Source organism: Leisingera sp. ANG-M7 (genome assembly GCF_000813965.1).
Taxonomy (GTDB): Bacteria; Pseudomonadota; Alphaproteobacteria; order Rhodobacterales; family Rhodobacteraceae; genus Leisingera.
The window spans coordinates 52,327-67,130 of record NZ_JWLI01000004.1 but is presented as its reverse complement, the minus strand read 5'-3'; the positions used below and the strand labels follow the sequence as shown (position 1 = coordinate 67,130).

14 protein-coding genes are annotated in these 14,804 nt (G+C 62.7%); 8 read left to right on the top strand and 6 right to left on the bottom strand.

Annotation, left to right across the window (positions count from 1 at the left end):
• Window positions 1-26: 26 nt before the first annotated feature.
• Both RA26_RS04820 and RA26_RS22605 read right to left on the bottom strand, forming a co-directional pair.
• Complete coding sequence (locus tag RA26_RS04820) at window positions 27-1,415, bottom strand: KAP family P-loop NTPase fold protein (protein WP_039180693.1); 1,389 nt, start codon at window positions 1,413-1,415, stop codon at window positions 27-29.
• A gap of 105 nt (window positions 1,416-1,520) precedes the next feature.
• Entirely contained in the window at window positions 1,521-2,582 is a 1,062-nt protein-coding gene (locus RA26_RS22605; RefSeq protein WP_152612564.1) for a peptidoglycan-binding domain-containing protein, read from the bottom strand.
• A 139-nt stretch (window positions 2,583-2,721) separates the two neighbouring features.
• Between RA26_RS22605 and RA26_RS04810 the strand changes: the two genes are divergently transcribed.
• Window positions 2,722-3,354, top strand: coding sequence for a nicotinate-nucleotide adenylyltransferase (locus RA26_RS04810; RefSeq protein ID WP_082015760.1), 633 nt, complete (start codon window positions 2,722-2,724; stop codon window positions 3,352-3,354).
• Here the strand turns inward: RA26_RS04810 and RA26_RS04805 are convergent.
• Window positions 3,334-4,161: a DMT family transporter gene (locus RA26_RS04805; RefSeq protein WP_039180689.1), complete on the bottom strand. Its 828-nt coding sequence runs from the start codon at window positions 4,159-4,161 to the stop codon at window positions 3,334-3,336. The two genes, RA26_RS04810 and RA26_RS04805, sit on opposite strands and share 21 nt — an antisense overlap.
• 111 nt (window positions 4,162-4,272) lie before the next feature.
• Here RA26_RS04805 and dacB point away from each other — a divergent pair, with 111 nt between their 5' ends.
• On the top strand, window positions 4,273-5,760 hold the full coding sequence (dacB, locus tag RA26_RS04800; RefSeq protein ID WP_082015766.1) for a D-alanyl-D-alanine carboxypeptidase/D-alanyl-D-alanine endopeptidase: 1,488 nt from the start codon (window positions 4,273-4,275) through the stop codon (window positions 5,758-5,760).
• A 110-nt stretch (window positions 5,761-5,870) separates the two neighbouring features.
• The gene (locus RA26_RS04795) at window positions 5,871-6,590 is read left to right on the top strand and encodes a GNAT family N-acetyltransferase (protein WP_039180683.1); all 720 of its coding nucleotides are present in this window, start codon (window positions 5,871-5,873) and stop codon (window positions 6,588-6,590) included.
• Here RA26_RS04795 and RA26_RS04790 read toward each other — a convergent pair.
• A complete protein-coding gene (locus RA26_RS04790; protein WP_039180681.1) occupies window positions 6,568-6,957 on the bottom strand; it encodes a winged helix-turn-helix transcriptional regulator in 390 nt (129 codons plus the stop codon). The genes RA26_RS04795 and RA26_RS04790 overlap by 23 nt on opposite strands.
• A 117-nt stretch (window positions 6,958-7,074) precedes the next feature.
• Between RA26_RS04790 and RA26_RS04785 the strand changes: the two genes are divergently transcribed.
• Window positions 7,075-7,986 carry a PLP-dependent cysteine synthase family protein gene (locus tag RA26_RS04785; RefSeq protein ID WP_039180678.1) on the top strand — a complete coding sequence of 304 codons (912 nt, stop codon included), beginning with the start codon at window positions 7,075-7,077 and terminating at the stop codon, window positions 7,984-7,986.
• Between the two features lie 117 nt (window positions 7,987-8,103).
• Window positions 8,104-8,919 (top strand): cyclase family protein, encoded by an 816-nt coding sequence (locus RA26_RS04780; RefSeq protein WP_039180675.1) that lies wholly within the window; start codon window positions 8,104-8,106, stop codon window positions 8,917-8,919.
• 59 nt (window positions 8,920-8,978) lie between these two features.
• Here the strand turns inward: RA26_RS04780 and RA26_RS04775 are convergent, their stop codons facing one another.
• A complete protein-coding gene (locus RA26_RS04775; RefSeq protein ID WP_082015759.1) occupies window positions 8,979-9,386 on the bottom strand; it encodes a DUF2513 domain-containing protein in 408 nt (135 codons plus the stop codon).
• Between the two features lie 122 nt (window positions 9,387-9,508).
• On the bottom strand, window positions 9,509-9,931 hold the full coding sequence (locus tag RA26_RS04770) for a tellurite resistance TerB family protein (protein ID WP_029204852.1): 423 nt from the start codon (window positions 9,929-9,931) through the stop codon (window positions 9,509-9,511).
• Window positions 9,932-10,183: 252 nt separating this feature from the next.
• Between RA26_RS04770 and RA26_RS04765 the strand changes: the two genes are divergently transcribed.
• From RA26_RS04765 to RA26_RS04755, 3 genes are all read left to right on the top strand, one after another.
• Window positions 10,184-11,827, top strand: a complete 1,644-nt coding sequence (locus RA26_RS04765; RefSeq protein ID WP_039180670.1) for a lysine--tRNA ligase — start codon at window positions 10,184-10,186, stop codon at window positions 11,825-11,827.
• A 178-nt stretch (window positions 11,828-12,005) separates the two neighbouring features.
• On the top strand, window positions 12,006-12,407 hold the full coding sequence (locus RA26_RS04760) for a DUF4864 domain-containing protein (protein ID WP_039180666.1): 402 nt from the start codon (window positions 12,006-12,008) through the stop codon (window positions 12,405-12,407).
• A gap of 97 nt (window positions 12,408-12,504) precedes the next feature.
• Entirely contained in the window at window positions 12,505-14,796 is a 2,292-nt protein-coding gene (locus tag RA26_RS04755; RefSeq protein ID WP_039180663.1) for a hypothetical protein, read from the top strand.
• Window positions 14,797-14,804: the final 8 nt, after the last annotated feature.

The following is a 14,804-nucleotide window of genomic DNA, read 5'->3' as shown; positions in this document are numbered from 1 at the left end:
TGATGTGCAAGGGCAATTGAGATAATTCACTCGCTGGGCAGCCTAAATGTGTAGAAGCAATTGGAAATAATGTTTCTGAGTTCATCCTGTGGGGATAGCTTTTGAAACAAGCGTTCTGATTGGTCAAAATAATTCATTGGTATTTGTTCACCTGATCGACGCTTTGTCGCCAACTTCCAACAAACCGCCGCATATTCCATATGATCATGAAAATTACTTGGACTTGGAAAATCAAAAATAGATTGAACCTCACCATAAGTGAGTTCGCCGGAACGGGCTTTTTTGAAGAGACTGGGGGCCGCTACAGAGAGAATAGTAAGCGAAGAGAAAAGGTGGAGATGCCCATCATGTCGCAAGTAGGAAGTAGGGCATACCTGAATCAATGCACCAATTTTCTCGACATCTCTAAGGCTCAAGTCAACATGATGATCCACAACAACCAAGTAGTCACGTAGCCAATCATATTGCCAAGTGTGCATTGCTCCTAGCTCGCTGGCAACATAGTCAAAATGCTTTGTGATAATAGAGCTGTGCCTATTTCGTGGTTTTGAACCTCGCAGTGGAGCGGTTATAGAAATGAATTTCTGAAGGTACTTCGCCGCATCCACCCCGCTCCCATACCGCGCCCGCACCGAATTCTGCAGCTCCGTCAGATTCACCCCCAGCACAAAATGCACGCCGTCCACGGAGAAGAAATGTTTGATGATCTCCAGCAGCGACAGCGCGTAGTCCGGGCGGCACCGGTCCAGCTCGTCGATGACAATGACCAGCTTGCGCTGCGGCTCGCCAGCGTCGTCAGGCTCCGTCAGTTCGGTCAGGGCCAGGCGAAACGCTTCCATCGCGGCAATCCGGGCGTCGTGGGCGTTCCAGAATTTCTCGGCTTCATCGTCGCCCGCGTCGCTGCTGAGAAAGGCCTTGGCTTCATCGCTTGCGGCTTTGGCGATCTCGTCGCCCATGCCGCTCAGGATTTCGGTGGCGCCGAAGGTAACAGCGGAGAGGCCAATTCGTCCCGCAGCTTTGCTGACCGCCCAGGCTGATTTCTTCAGTTTCGATCTGCGGGCGGAGGCTTTCGCCTGATCGGTCTCCTGCTTCTCCGCTTCTGGATCACGGAACCGCTCGGCAATCGCCCCGGTCAGCGCAATCAGCGGGTCATCCAGAAAATCATGCTGGAACGCATCGAAATAGACGGTTTGGGTGGTGTTTCCCGGCCGTTTCAGATGCTCCCCAACCCAGCATTTCAGAAAGAATGACTTGCCCGAGCCCCAGGCGCCGTCCAGCGCGATCACCAGCGGGTCGTCGATGCGTTCGACCAGACCCGACAGTTTGTCTCCGGTCTCTTTCCGGTTCAGCTGGTCGTGCTTGGCAAAACCATCTTTATACAACTCAATCTTCGGCTCCGGCACAGTCAGGCGCATTGTGGTCTCCGCTCTTTGCACTCAATGCGTGCATCGAACGCCGAACCCTAGGGGATGGCAAGGTCCGATCTCTTCCCGTCCCTCGCGTCCTGCAGAGGGTTCCCCTCACATCTTCCACTTCTTCTTGATATTGTCCGGCACCGGGTAGATCAGTTTGCGGTTGTCGAAGTGATGGCACTTGATGCCTTCGCTGTTGCGTTCCGCCAGGTAGCGCAGGCAGGTGGACAGCGCGCTGATGATCTTGGGGTCGGTGCGGGTGGTCACATCCACAGCCTGGCCCGACAGGTGGCGGGAGATGTATTTCCAGTTGGCCTTTTTGAACATGCACGCAATGAAGCCCTTCTTGTCCCCCGCCTGCACAAACCCGTCCAGCTCCAGCCGCAGTTCCTCGTTGCTCTTGAGGTAGGAATAGATCTTGCCGCGCTTCAGGTGGCTGTTCCAGCCGCCGTACATGGCGCTGGCCTGGCCTTTCTTGTCGCGCAGGCCGGAGACCACATGGATGGTCTCGCCGTAGTGGGAGGAGACCTCGTAAAGCACATCGAGGATCTTCTTCTTCACCCCTTGCGTCTTTCCCGTTAGGCGGCCCGGCTTGCACAGACCGCCGGTGTCCACGGTCTTGATGACGTTTTCCGCGGCCTTCTTCTGCGCTTCCTTAGCGGCTTTCTCTGCCGCTTGCTTGGCAGCTTTCTGCGGATCCTCGCCCTTTTTCTCGCCCTTGGCGAAATAGCTGTCGTAGAGCGAGGTGGCATAGTCCTCGATTTCCTCCAGCAGCGCGGCCCAGCCGCCCTGGTCCAGGGACTTGGCCTTGGCCTCCTTGACCAGCGCGTCCTTGGCGGCCTTCACTGCCTTGGCCTTGGCGTCCTCTTTGGCCTTTTCGTCCTGCTTTTCCTTGGCTTTCTTCTCGGCCTTGGCCTTGCCGGGGCCTGCGTTCAGCTTCTTGATGGTGGTCTTGCCGGGGTCGATGCGGCAGTCGGGCTTGAAGCCGCAGATCTCCTGCTGGAACTGGCCGATCATCTTCTCCAGCACCGGCGACGGGGTGCCGTCGGCCTTGACCTTCTTGATCCCGGACTGGCCGGCAAAGGCATTCAGCAGCTGTTGAACGGTTTTGACGTCTTCGGGCAGGTTCTTGCCCTTGCGCCCGACGGAGGCGGAAAGCTTGGCAGCCATGGTGAACTCGCACATTGGAATTTGCGGGCCGGAAACACTGCCCGCGCAAAAAAATTCTACACCCAAAGCGGCGTTTCAGGCAATCTGCGCAGGGTTGTGCGCCGCCGGTGCCGTCGGCAATTGATCTCAGCAGAAAACTATGCGCATCAAGGCGCTCATGGTTTGCAAGCTGCCGCATATCCGCCCGGGCCAGAGCGTCGGGCTGCTCGGGGGGTCCTTTGATCCACCGCATCGCGGCCATGCGGCGATTTCCCACGCGGCGCTCAAGCGCTTCGGACTCGATCACCTGTTCTGGCTGGTGTCGCCCGGCAACCCGCTGAAGACTCGCCAGCCCGCGCCGCTCGCGCGCAGGATCGCTGCGGCAGAGGCGCTGGTGCAGCACCCCCGCATCCATATCAGCGGCATCGAGGCGGACCTTGGCACCCGCTACACCGCCCAGACCCTGCGCCACCTGCGCCGCCGCCATCCCGGCGTGCGCTTTGTCTGGCTGATGGGGGCCGACAACCTCACCCATTTCCACCGCTGGAAGGACTGGCAGCAGATCCTGGACACGGTGCCGGTGGGGGTGCTGGCACGTCCCGGCGACCGGATCTCGGCCCGGTTTTCCCCGGCGGCGCGGATCTACCGCCATGCGATGCTGAAAGGCAGCGAAAGCCAGCTGCTGGCACTGGCCGAAAGCCCGGCCTGGTGTTTCGTCAATCTGCCGATGGTGGACGTCAGCTCCACCGCGCTGCGCGACGGCGGCAGCTGGTCAGCGGCGGAGGGCGGCTGAGGCCAGCCCGGCCGACAGCACCACCGCCAGCCCGGCCCAGGTCCAGGCATCCGGCAGCTGGCTGAACACCGCCCAGCCCAGGCCCACAGCGGCGACCAGCTGGAAATAGACCATCGGCGCCAGCTTCACCGCCTGCACCCGGCCATAGGCAAACAGCAACAGCAGGTTGCCCATCATCGAGAACGCCGCGCTCCCCACCGTCAGCGCGGCGGTGGAGGGGGTGAACTCGGGCAGGCTGGCGAGGCCCAGCGGCAGCATCAGCAGGGCTGACAGGAGAAGCTGCGTCAGGCTCAGCTCCAGCGGCGTGCCGACATGGGCCAGCCAGCGTGAGCTGGTCAGGAAGCCGCCATAGAAACAGCCCGCCAGCACCGCCCAGAGCAGGTTCAAAGAGCCGCCAAACCCCGGCCGCACCACCATCAGCACACCCAGGAACCCCAGCGCCATCAGCAGGCTGCGCAGCGCCGTTGCCTGCTCGCGCAACAGCAGCACCGACAGCACATAGCTGACCACCGGCCCGATGAAGAAGGCGGCAAAGACATTGGCCAGCGGTTCTGTCTGCAGCGCCAGCTGGATCGAGAAGATGCCGCCGGTCAGCAGCCCGGCCCGCAGCCACAGCCGCCAGTCCCCCAGCAGGGAGTACGCCCGGCGCGGCACAAAGGGCAGGATCAGCGCGGTGCCGATGGCAAAGCGGGACCAGGCGACAAAGGCGGGCGTGGCCAGCCCGGCGCCGGTCAGCAGCTTCCCGCACAGGTCGCCAGCGGGGATCATTGACATGGCCGCGAACATGAGGAGTAGTGCCTGAAACATGGCTGCCAGCGGTAGCAGGACTTGCCCGTGTGAAAAAGCCCGGACCTTGCGGCGCAAAGCTGCGTATCGGGGATTGAAGTAGAGCCGCTCCTGACCCTAAAAATGAACAAGATGACTTCACGCCGGACATTCCTCCTTTCCGGGCTTGCCGCTTTGGCGGGCTCCTCTGCGCTGGCCAATGCACCGGCGGTCTCATTGCGGCCTGTTGCCCGCAAGGTCAGCTCGCTGGCGGCGGGGGCCGATGGCCTTAAGGCGCTGATTGAACGCGCGGGCCTCAGGGGCGAGGCTGTTTGCGCGGTGGCGGATGTGAAGACCGGCCAAGTGCTGGAATCCTCCGGCGGCACCCAGGCGCTGCCGCCTGCCAGCGTCGCCAAGGCGCTGACCGCGCTTTATGCGCTGGACGTGCTGGGGGCGGACCACCGGTTTGAGACCCGCATCCTGGCCACTGGCGGTGTCGCGGGCGGCGTTGTGAACGGCGACCTGATCCTGGCGGGCGGCGGCGACCCGCTCTTGAACACCGATCACCTGGCGCTGCTGGCAAAGTCGCTGAAGACCGCCGGCGTGCGCGAGGTGCGCGGCAAGTTTCTGGTCTGGGACGGCGCGCTGCCCAGCGTTAAAACCATCGACCCGGACCAGCCCGATCATGTCGGCTATTCCCCTGCGGTTTCCGGCATCTCGCTGAACTTCAACCGGGTGCATTTCGAATGGAAGCGCGCCGCCAGCGGCGGCTGGGCGATCACCATGGACGCCCGCACCGAGAAATACCGCCCCGAGGTGGCGACCGCCCGGATGGCGATCCAGTCGCGCGCAGTGCCGGTCTATACCTATGCTGAGAAGGGCGGAGTGGACCACTGGACCGTCGCCTCCAAGGCGCTGGGCAAGGGCGGGTCCCGCTGGCTGCCGGTGCGCAACCCTGCGGCCTATGCAGGGGACGTGTTCCGCACCATGGCGCGCGCCAATGGCATCAAGCTGCCAAAGCCCAAGGCAACCCGCACACTGCCCTCAGCCACCCTGCTGGCCCAGCACCACAGCCCGCCGCTGGATGTGCTGCTGAAGGCGATGCTGAAATACTCCAACAACCTGATGGCAGAGATGATCGGCATGTCCGCCACCGCTGCCCGCGCAGGCCGTCCGGCGTCGCTCAAGGCGTCCGCCGCGGAGATGAGCCGCTGGGCTGCGGGCAAATACGGCATGTCCGGCAGCCGGCTGGTGGATCATTCCGGACTTGGCGAAGATTCCCGGATGACACCGGCGGATCTGACCGGTGCGCTGGTGGCGGCCTACAAGGCGGGCCAGCTGAAACCGCTCTTGAAATCTTTCCAGATGCGTGACGCCAAGGGCCGCATCATCAAGGGGCACCCGATCAAGGTCGCGGCCAAGACCGGAACGCTGAACTTTGTTTCCGGCCTGGGCGGTTTCATGACCGCGGCAGATGGGACCGTGCTGGCCTTTGCCATCTTCAGTGCGGATCAGAAGACCAGGGGCCGCCTGACCCGGGCACAGCGCGAGCGTCCACAGGGCGCCAAGAGCTGGAACCGCCGCGCCAAACAGCTGCAGCAGCAGCTGATCGAACGCTGGGGCGCGGTTTACGGCAGTTAGGCTCTGACTGGTCTGGCAGTTTTTCCTGATACTGGACGTTTCTTGCGGGCCAGTTCGCAGGCAGACCGGTGGCGCGGCATCTGCCTGTCCGGAGTGCAAAGGACCAGACCATGACTGAGCGTATCAATGACCACGGACAGCCTATCGGTGCCCCGCTGCCGGATTGGCAGGGCGCGCGCCTTCCCGGCCACGACGGGTTGACAGGCCGCTATTGCCGGGTGGAGCCGCTGGACGCCGCCCGCCACACTGCGGACCTTTTTGCCGCCTTCTGCCAGGACCCCAGCGGCGCGATCTGGACCTATATCCCCTGGGGGCCGTTTGGCACCGAAACCGAACTGCGCGCCTGGATCCAGGGTGCCAGCGGTGTTGATGCGCAGCCCTATTTTGCCATCGTCAACGGCGCCAGCGGCCGGGCCGAAGGGGTGGCCAGCTATATGCGGATCAAGCCCGAACACGGCGTGATCGAGGTCGGCGGCATCACCTATGCGCCGTCCCTGCAGCGCACGCCCGCCGCGACCGAGGCGATGTTCCTGATGATGGCGCGGGTGTTCAATGACCTGGGCTACCGCCGCTATGAATGGAAATGCGACGCCTTGAACGCGCCTTCCTGCCGGGCGGCGGAGCGGCTGGGTTTCACCTATGAAGGGCTGTTCCGCCAGGCCGTCGTCTATAAGGGGCGCAACCGCGACACCGCCTGGTATGCGGTGCTGGACAGCGAATGGCCGCGGCTGGAGGCGGCTTATGCCGAATGGCTCGATCCCGGCAATTTCGACGCTGAGGGGCAGCAGAAACAGAGCCTAAGCAAGCTTATTGCGGCCCATCGGGGGTAGCATCCGCCACTGTCCGCCCGGCCTGCGGGTCGTACAGCCCGCCGCCCAGGTGCGCGTGGCCCCAGCCCATGATCTGCAGCAGCAGCCCCTCCAGGCTGCGGCCCGCCTCCGTCAGGGCATAGCGGTAGCGCACCGGCCGGTCCTGATAGGCTTCGCGCGCCACCAGCCCCAGCGCCATCAGCCGCTTCAGCCGCTCTGACAGGAGGTTGGCGGCGATATGCTCCTCGCTTGCCTGCAGCTCCTGGAACGTATGCTTGCCGTGCCACATCAGGTCGCGCACCACCAGAAGCGTCCATTTGTCCCCCAGAACGTCCAGCGTCCGGGCTATCGAGCAGCGCGAGCGGTACTTGGTCTGCGGCTGGGTCAAGGCACGTCTCCTGAGGATCCTGGTCCAGCCACATTAATAGACTTTTAAAATGAAAGCCACTGCCGCATAGTCACTTTAATTTTGAAAGTGAGTCGCGCAGCCAGGGAGACCCGCCGCATGAAAGCCATTGGAAACACGCCGCTTGTTCAATTGAAGCATCTGACCACCCCGGACATGGCCGAGGTCTGGGTGAAATGGGAGGGTGCCAACCCCACCGGCAGCATGAAAGACCGGATGGCGCTGTCGATGATCGAAGGGGCGGAGCGGCGCGGCGAGCTGAAGCCCGGCGGCAGGGTGGTGGAATACACCGGCGGCAGCACCGGCAGCTCGCTGGCGATGGTCTGCGCCACCCGCGGCTACAAGGCGCATTTCGTCTCCTCCAATGCATTTTCAGAGGAGAAGCTGCAGACCATGCGCGCTTATGGCGCCGAGGTGGAAATCATTCACGCCGAGGGCGGCATCCTGACCGCCAGCGTGATCGACCGCACCATCGCGCGGGCCAGGGAACTGGCGGCTGAACCGGGGGTCTTCTGGACCGATCAGGTGAACAACATGGACAACAAGCGCGGCTACCACGGCATGGCGCAAGAGATCCTGGTGCAGCTGGGTGCCCCGGTAGATGAATTCGTGATGGCAACCGGCGGCGGCGGCTGCATCTCCGGCAATGCCGAGGTGCTGAAGGAGGTGAACCCCGAAACCCGCATCATTGCCATCGAACCTTACCACGTGCGCAACCTGTCCGGCGGCGACACCAGCGGCACCCATCAGCTGGAGGGGATCGGCCTGTCCTTTCTGCCCAAGATCCTGCGCCGCGACCTGATTGACGATGTGGTGCCGGTCCGGGACGAGGACGCCTTTGCTGGTGCCCGTATGCTGGCGCAGCAGGAGGGGCTCTTGGGCGGTATCACCTCCGGCGCCAATATCTGGGCGGCGCTGCAGCGCGCGCGCGAACTGGGGCCGGGCAGGCGGGTGGTCACCGTGGTGATCGACACCGGCCTGCGCTACCTCAATTCCGCGCTCTACCGGTGACCGGTCTGGCGCAGACGTGAAGCCGGGGGAGCGCGCAGAGGTTTGACATTGCACAACTCAGGCTAGTTTCCTGCCAATGCAGCCGCCAGCAAGGCGGCGCCAGCCAGGGAGAAGCCCATGTGTGACCATTGCGTAATGAATGCCGTCAAGGACCGGATGCTGTCGCGCCGGTCGCTGTTCAAGGCGAGTGCCGCCGCAGCCGCCGGTGCCGCCCTTGGGGCGGGCGCCTCTGCCCCCGCTGCCGCCATGGCGCACGGCGGGGTGGTGGACATGACCCATGCCTACGACGCCGATTTCCCGACCTATTTCGGCCAGCCCGGGGTGGAGATCACCCAGGCCTTCAATTTCAAGGACAACGGTTTCAACCTGTTCAATCTGACCCTGAACGAGCATACCGGCACCCATATCGACGCGCCGCTGCATTTCTCGGCCGATGGGCAGGCGGTGAATGAAATCCCGGTGCAGAACCTGATCTGCCCGCTCTGTGTGATCGACATTGCCGCCCGGGCCGCGGAAAGCCCGCATGCCCAGGTGACACCGGATGACATCAAGGCCTGGACCGCCGAGCATGGCGATATCCCGGACGGCGCCTGCGTGGCGATGCACTCCGGCTGGAGCGGCAAAACCGGCAGCGACGGCTTCCGCAATGCCGACGAGGAGGGCGTGATGCATTTCCCCGGCTTCCATGTGGAAGCGGCGCAGATGCTCCTGGAGACCGGCGCCGTGGCGCTGGCGGTGGATACGCTGTCGCTGGATCACGGCCCGTCCACGGATTTCGCCACCCATTACGCCTGGCTGCCGCAGAACCGTTACGGGATCGAAAACCTGGCCAATCTGGATCAGGTTCCCGCCAGCGGCGCGCGTCTATTCGTGGGGGCGCCTGCGCACCGCGGCGGCTCCGGCGGGCCGGCCCGCATACTGGCATTGTCCTGATGTGATACGGCCGGCGCGGGGCGGGTCTGCGCCGGCCGGGGTCCCCGGAAAAAGCTTGCTCAGGTGCCGGACGGCTGCAGCCTGCCTGCCTCGCAGCGCATGATGTCCTTGGCCAGCTCGCTGAAGATTTCCATGCTGAAACCGCCCAACTGGCGGTGGCGTTCCCGCACCGCCTCCCAGATGTCGTCGCGGCGGATGTTGTCGAGCAGCTCATGACCGCTCCAGGTCAGGCCGCGCACATGCCAGTTGCCATTGGACAGCCTGCTGAACCGGGCCAGCCCGGCGCTTTCCAGCAGGCTCAGGTGATAGGACAGCTTGCGCGCTTCGGCGTCGGGCAGGCACTCCTCCGCGGGCAGCATCATCGCTTCGGCAGAAGAGCGCGGCAGGGCGCAGAACGCTTCCCTCCCGCCCTCTATTTCGAGCAGAAGCCTGCGGATTTCACCAATGTCTCTTTGCCACCTGACCATGAACCGATTCCCAACACGCGTCGAACTAGCGCGAAATGGGAGCCGGTCAAATTTTCTGCAAGCCTGCGTTGTGCAACCCCGCCATGCGCGGCAGGCAAGGGAAGCTGCGTCAACTACTGGCGTTAGACCATGTGCCGCGCCCGCGCGCCGCGCTCGATCGCGGCGGCGTGCAGCCGGTCGATATTCAGCTCGTAACGGACCTCTGCCAGGAACTCCAGCTCGGTCTCGCCCAGCACCCCGTCAGCCGCCGCCACATCGCAGGACAGCGCATAGGCCGTCTCAAACAACCGCTCCGGCAGGTCGCCGCGGATCAGGCCGAACAGCGCCTCCAGACCGTCCTCCTGCTCGAACAGGTCGAACACGGTGCGGGAAATGCGGGCCACCCGGTCGATGTCATAATCGGCAAACACCGGCAGCATGTTCACTGCCGACTGGATCTTGACCAGTTCGGCGGTGCGGATGTTCTCGTCCGAGGCAGATACCGCCACCATCAGCGCCACCAGGCAGTCCTGCGGGGACATCGGGTGCGGGGTTTGCTCTGTCATGGACGAATTCCTTGTCTGGAAAATTTGCGATGCAATCAGGATAGGTATGCCCGCAGCCGGGTTCAACGGCAGACCGCGCGCTGCGGCAATTTTTGCGCGGCTGCGGCCTGCAAATCCCTGCGCCGGAAGGGCTGCCATCATTGACTCATGCTGCACAGGCACAATAGAGGGAAGGGCCGGGTGCATGGGGCATCCGGGATGATCACGCGGCACCCCGATAGCTGATAGAACTGCCGCCGATGGAGAACACAAATGTCTGATGTGCGCGAAGAAGCTCTGAAGAGCAAAGCCTGGCCGTTTGAAGAAGCCCGCCGGGTTCTCAAACGTTATGCCAAGGGCGCGCCGGAAAAGGGCTATGTACTGTTCGAAACCGGCTATGGCCCCTCTGGCCTGCCGCATATCGGCACCTTCGGCGAGGTCGCCCGCACCACCATGATCAAGAAGGCGTTTGAGACCATCTCGGACATCCCGGCCAAGCTGATCTGCTTCTCCGACGATCTGGACGGCATGCGCAAGGTGCCGGGCAACGTCCCCAACCAGGAGGCGCTGGCAGAGCATCTGCAAAAGCCGCTGACCTCAGTGCCGGACCCGTTCGGCACCCATGAGAGCTTTGGCCACCACAACAACGCCATGCTGCGCCGCTTCCTCGACACCTTCGGGTTCGAGTATGAATTCTATTCGGCCACCGAATTCTACGGCACCGGCCAGTTTGACGAGATCCTGAAGCGCGCTGTCGACAAATACGATGACATCATGGCGATCATGCTGAAGTCCCTGCGTGAGGAGCGCCGCCAGACATATTCGATCTTTCTGCCGATCCACCCGGAAACCGGCCGCGTTCTTTACGTGCCGATGAAGAAGGTCTGCGCCGAGACCTACACCATCACCTTCGACGACGAGGACGGCAAGGAATGGACCCTGCCGGTGACCGGCGGCAACGTGAAACTGCAGTGGAAGCCGGACTTCGGCGCCCGCTGGGCCGCGCTGGAAGTCGATTTCGAGATGTACGGCAAGGACCATTCCACCAACACGCCGATCTATGACGGCATCTGCCGGGTACTTGGCCAGCGCGCGCCGGAGCATTTCACCTATGAGCTGTTCCTCGATGCCAACGGCCAGAAAATCTCCAAATCCTCCGGCAACGGCATCTCGATCGACGAATGGCTGACCTACGCCTCGACCGAGAGCCTGGCGTACTTCATGTACCAGAAGCCCAAGACCGCCAAGCGGATGCATTTCGACGTGATCCCCAAGGCGGTGGACGAGTACCACCAGCAGTTGCGTGCCTACCACGGGCAGGACCTGAAGGCGCAGCTGAACAACCCGGTCTGGCACATCCACGGCGGCGACGTTCCGCAGTCCGACATGGTGGTGCCGTTCTCGATGCTGCTGAACCTGGCCTCCGCCTCCAGCGCCGAGGACAAGGAAACCATGTGGGGCTTCATCAACAAATACGCCCCCAATGCCACTCCTGACACCCACCCGGGCATGGATCAGGCGGCGGGCTTTGCGGTTGCCTACTTCAATGACTTCGTGAAACCCGCGAAGGAATTCCGCCTGCCCACCGATCAGGAGCGCGCCGCCCTGCAGGATCTGGCAGACGCGCTGAAATCACCGGAGGCCGCACTGGCCGCGATTGCCAGAAAGAACGAAATTGCAGGCAACGACGACCCGCTGCCCGAGGCCAACTTCGCGGATGAGGAATTCTTGCAGTCGGTGGTTTTCGCTATCGGCAAGATCCACGGATTCGAGCCGCTGCGCGCCTGGTTCTCGGCGATCTACGAGGTGCTGCTGGGCGCCTCTCAGGGCCCGCGTTTCGGTGGTTTCATCGCGCTTTACGGCGTCGAGGACACCATCGCGCTGATCGAAAAGGCGCTGGCAGGCGAGCTCGCCTGAGCCTGCGTCAGATGACAATGAGACAGGGCGCGGATTTCCGCGCCCTTTTAATGTTTAGCCATGCTCCTGACAGCGCGCCTGCGGCCTTCCCCGGCGCAAGAAAATTACCAAATCGCAAAAAATGTTTTGACGCTGCGTCACTCTGGTCTAACTTAAGGGAACGGACCGGGAGGGACAGATGCGCAGTGTTCTGTTTGCGGGGGTAAGTTTTTTTCTTCTGGCCTTCCCGGCAATAGCTCAGAAAGAGCCGGTCACATCCGTGATCGGCTCTCAGTTTGAGGCCTTCCTGAACAATGATGCTGAGACGGCGTTCACCTACGCCTCTCCGGATATCCGGCGGATTTTCGGCACGCCTGAGCGGTTTGGCGAAATGGTGCAGCAGGGCTATCCAATGGTCTGGCGCCCGGCTGAGGTCCGCTATCTGGACCTGCGCGAAGTGGCCGGCAGCCTGTGGCAGCGGGTCATGATCACCGACCAAAGCGGCGCCGTGCACCTCTTGGATTACCAAATGGTTAACCTGGAAAGCGGCTGGAAAATCAACGCGGTGCACCTGTTGCAGGGGCAGGCTGACAGCGTCTGAACCCAAGGCAGCGTACGCACCGCTGGGCGGAATTTAACGCCCTTTCTGTACTTCCTTTTTCCCGAACGCGAGATGCGCAGCAGGAAAGGAAGCTTCCATGAACAAGGCAATCACCGACGGTCTGCAGCTGATGCCCCCCGCCTTTGCGGAGGGTCTGAACGTTTGGTCCAGCGGCGACGGCACCCCCGGCTCAGACACCTATGATGGCGCCGCCAATGCGGTTTTTGTGGCGGCGGATGGCGATTTCGGCGGCTGCCTGGAGATGCAGAAGATCGAGAACACTCAGAAACTGCGCTTCATGGGCCAGACGCCGCTGGAGCCGGGTTGCTATCTGCAGATCAAGATTCGCATCAAGGCCATGAGCGGCGCGCTGCCTTCGGTCCGGGTTGCGGGCTGGGCGGCGCAAAGCAACGGAAACCACATCAGCGGCGTCACTGAATTTGCTCCACAGGTAGGGCTCAGCACCTATGGTCAGGTAGTGGAGGTGACCGGCATCGTCGGCAGCGGCAGCCGCGGCGGGGTCGACATGCCCTGGGGCCGCGATGCGGCTTACGGCCATTTCGGCCTCGACCTCACCGGCGCCAACGGCGGCGTGGTGCGGATTGATGACATCGAGATCACCGACATCACCAGCGCCTTCCTGCGCGACATGCTGAGCTTGGTGGACGTCACCGACTATGGCGCCATCGGCAACGGCAGCTTTGATTGCACGGCGGCGTTCGAGGCCGCAGACGCCGCCGCAGACGGCCGCCGCATCCTGGTACCTGCGGGGGAGTTCTATCTGGCCAGCACCGTGTCACTGAACCACGAGGCGGTGTTTGAAGGCACGGTTGAGATGCCGGACAGCGCCATGCTGCTGCTGACCCGGAACTTTGATTTCCCCTCCTACGCCGCGGCCTTCGGGGATGAGGGGCTGGGTTTCAGGAAGGCGTTCCAGGCACTGCTGAACAACTCCGACCATGAATCGCTGGACCTGATGGGCCGCAAGATCACCGTCAGCGCCCCCATCGGCATGGCGGCGGCGGTGCCCAACAAGACCTCCTATGCCACCCGCCGCATCATCCGCAACGGCCAGATCGAGGCCGCGGACAGCGCCGCCTGGGACACGCAGGTGGTGACGTCGCAGGCGACCTACAGCGCCTCGGATGCCAAGAAACTGACCAATGTCACCAATATCGCCAACATCGCCGTCGGCTCTCTGGTTGAAGGCGCGGGCGTGGGCCGCGAGGTTTATGTCAGGTCCAAGAACACCGGCGCGGGCGAGCTGACCCTCAGCGCCTCGCTCTATGATGCCGAGGGCACCCAAATTTTCACCTTCCGCAACTTCAAGTACATGGTGGATTTCAGCGGCTTCAGCGCGCTCAGCAAGTTCGGGCTTCAGGATATTGAGTTCCAATGCAACGGCCGCTGCAGCGCTGTGCGGCTGGCGCCATCGGGTTCGGTGAACACTTTTGACAGCTGCTTTATCTCCCGCCCCAAGGACCGCGGCATCACCTCCATCGGCACCGGCTGCCAGGGCGTTCTGATCGACAATTGCCAGTTCTTGTCCAGTGAAGACCCACTGGATGTGCCGGACCGGGCCAGCATCGGGCTCAACGTCAATGCCAATGACGCCAAGCTGCGCGGCAACCGTGCCACGCGGTTCCGGCACTTCGCTGTGCTGGGCGGCAGTTACAACACCGTGGCCGGCAACCACTTCTTTCAGGGTGACGCGGTGCCCAACGGGGTGCGCACAGCCGGGCTGGTGCTGGCCTTCAACAACTGCACTTCCACCGTGTCGGACAACTACATCGACAATTGCTTCATCGAATGGACCAACGAGCGCGATACTAGGCCGGACTTCAACGGCGGGTTTTCTTTCAGCGCCCTTTCCATCACCGCCAATGTGTTCCTGTCGGGCGATGTGGCGCCCTGGTTCAGCTACATCGTCATTAAACCCTATGGCAGCGGCAACTTCCTGAACGGGGTCTCGGTGACCGGCAACAAATTCCGCTCCCTGAACGGCACCATTGACCGCGCGGAACGGGTCGACACCAGCTTTGCCAATCTGGATTTCAGCCGCTCCAAACACGTCGATTTCAGCGGCAACATGTACCATAACGTTGTGATCCAGTCGGCCAATCCGCTGCGGCGGGTGCATGATCAGGCCTCGGCCGCATCCACCTGGACCGTTGCCGCCGGCGGCGAGCTGCCGTTTGAGGGCCATGCGCGGTTTGTCGACAGCGTTGTGCCGATTGGGGCGCTGCAGACCAGCGGCAACAGCACCCGCTATATCACCTCCTATGCAGAGGTCTCGCAGGGGGCGAACAACGACAATGTGAACCTGCGCTGGCCGGAGGCGGTCAAGGGGCAGGTGCAGCTGCTGATGCGGATGGACAGCGGGTCCTGACGCGGTGG

What these genes read in the sequence shown, in the direction of transcription:
- RA26_RS04820 (WP_039180693.1), bottom strand. Translation starts at nt 1,415, where the DNA reads ATGCGCCTGACTGTGCCGGAGCCGAAGATTGAGTTGTATAAAGATGGT.
- RA26_RS22605 (WP_152612564.1), bottom strand. Translation starts at nt 2,582, where the DNA reads ATGGCTGCCAAGCTTTCCGCCTCCGTCGGGCGCAAGGGCAAGAACCTG.
- RA26_RS04810 (WP_082015760.1), top strand. Translation starts at nt 2,722, where the DNA reads ATGCGCATCAAGGCGCTCATGGTTTGCAAGCTGCCGCATATCCGCCCG.
- RA26_RS04805 (WP_039180689.1), bottom strand. Translation starts at nt 4,161, where the DNA reads ATGTTTCAGGCACTACTCCTCATGTTCGCGGCCATGTCAATGATCCCC.
- dacB (WP_082015766.1), top strand. Translation starts at nt 4,273, where the DNA reads ATGACTTCACGCCGGACATTCCTCCTTTCCGGGCTTGCCGCTTTGGCG.
- RA26_RS04795 (WP_039180683.1), top strand. Translation starts at nt 5,871, where the DNA reads ATGACTGAGCGTATCAATGACCACGGACAGCCTATCGGTGCCCCGCTG.
- RA26_RS04785 (WP_039180678.1), top strand. Translation starts at nt 7,075, where the DNA reads ATGAAAGCCATTGGAAACACGCCGCTTGTTCAATTGAAGCATCTGACC.
- RA26_RS04780 (WP_039180675.1), top strand. Translation starts at nt 8,104, where the DNA reads ATGTGTGACCATTGCGTAATGAATGCCGTCAAGGACCGGATGCTGTCG.
- RA26_RS04775 (WP_082015759.1), bottom strand. Translation starts at nt 9,386, where the DNA reads ATGGTCAGGTGGCAAAGAGACATTGGTGAAATCCGCAGGCTTCTGCTC.
- RA26_RS04770 (WP_029204852.1), bottom strand. Translation starts at nt 9,931, where the DNA reads ATGACAGAGCAAACCCCGCACCCGATGTCCCCGCAGGACTGCCTGGTG.
- RA26_RS04765 (WP_039180670.1), top strand. Translation starts at nt 10,184, where the DNA reads ATGTCTGATGTGCGCGAAGAAGCTCTGAAGAGCAAAGCCTGGCCGTTT.
- RA26_RS04760 (WP_039180666.1), top strand. Translation starts at nt 12,006, where the DNA reads ATGCGCAGTGTTCTGTTTGCGGGGGTAAGTTTTTTTCTTCTGGCCTTC.
- RA26_RS04755 (WP_039180663.1), top strand. Translation starts at nt 12,505, where the DNA reads ATGAACAAGGCAATCACCGACGGTCTGCAGCTGATGCCCCCCGCCTTT.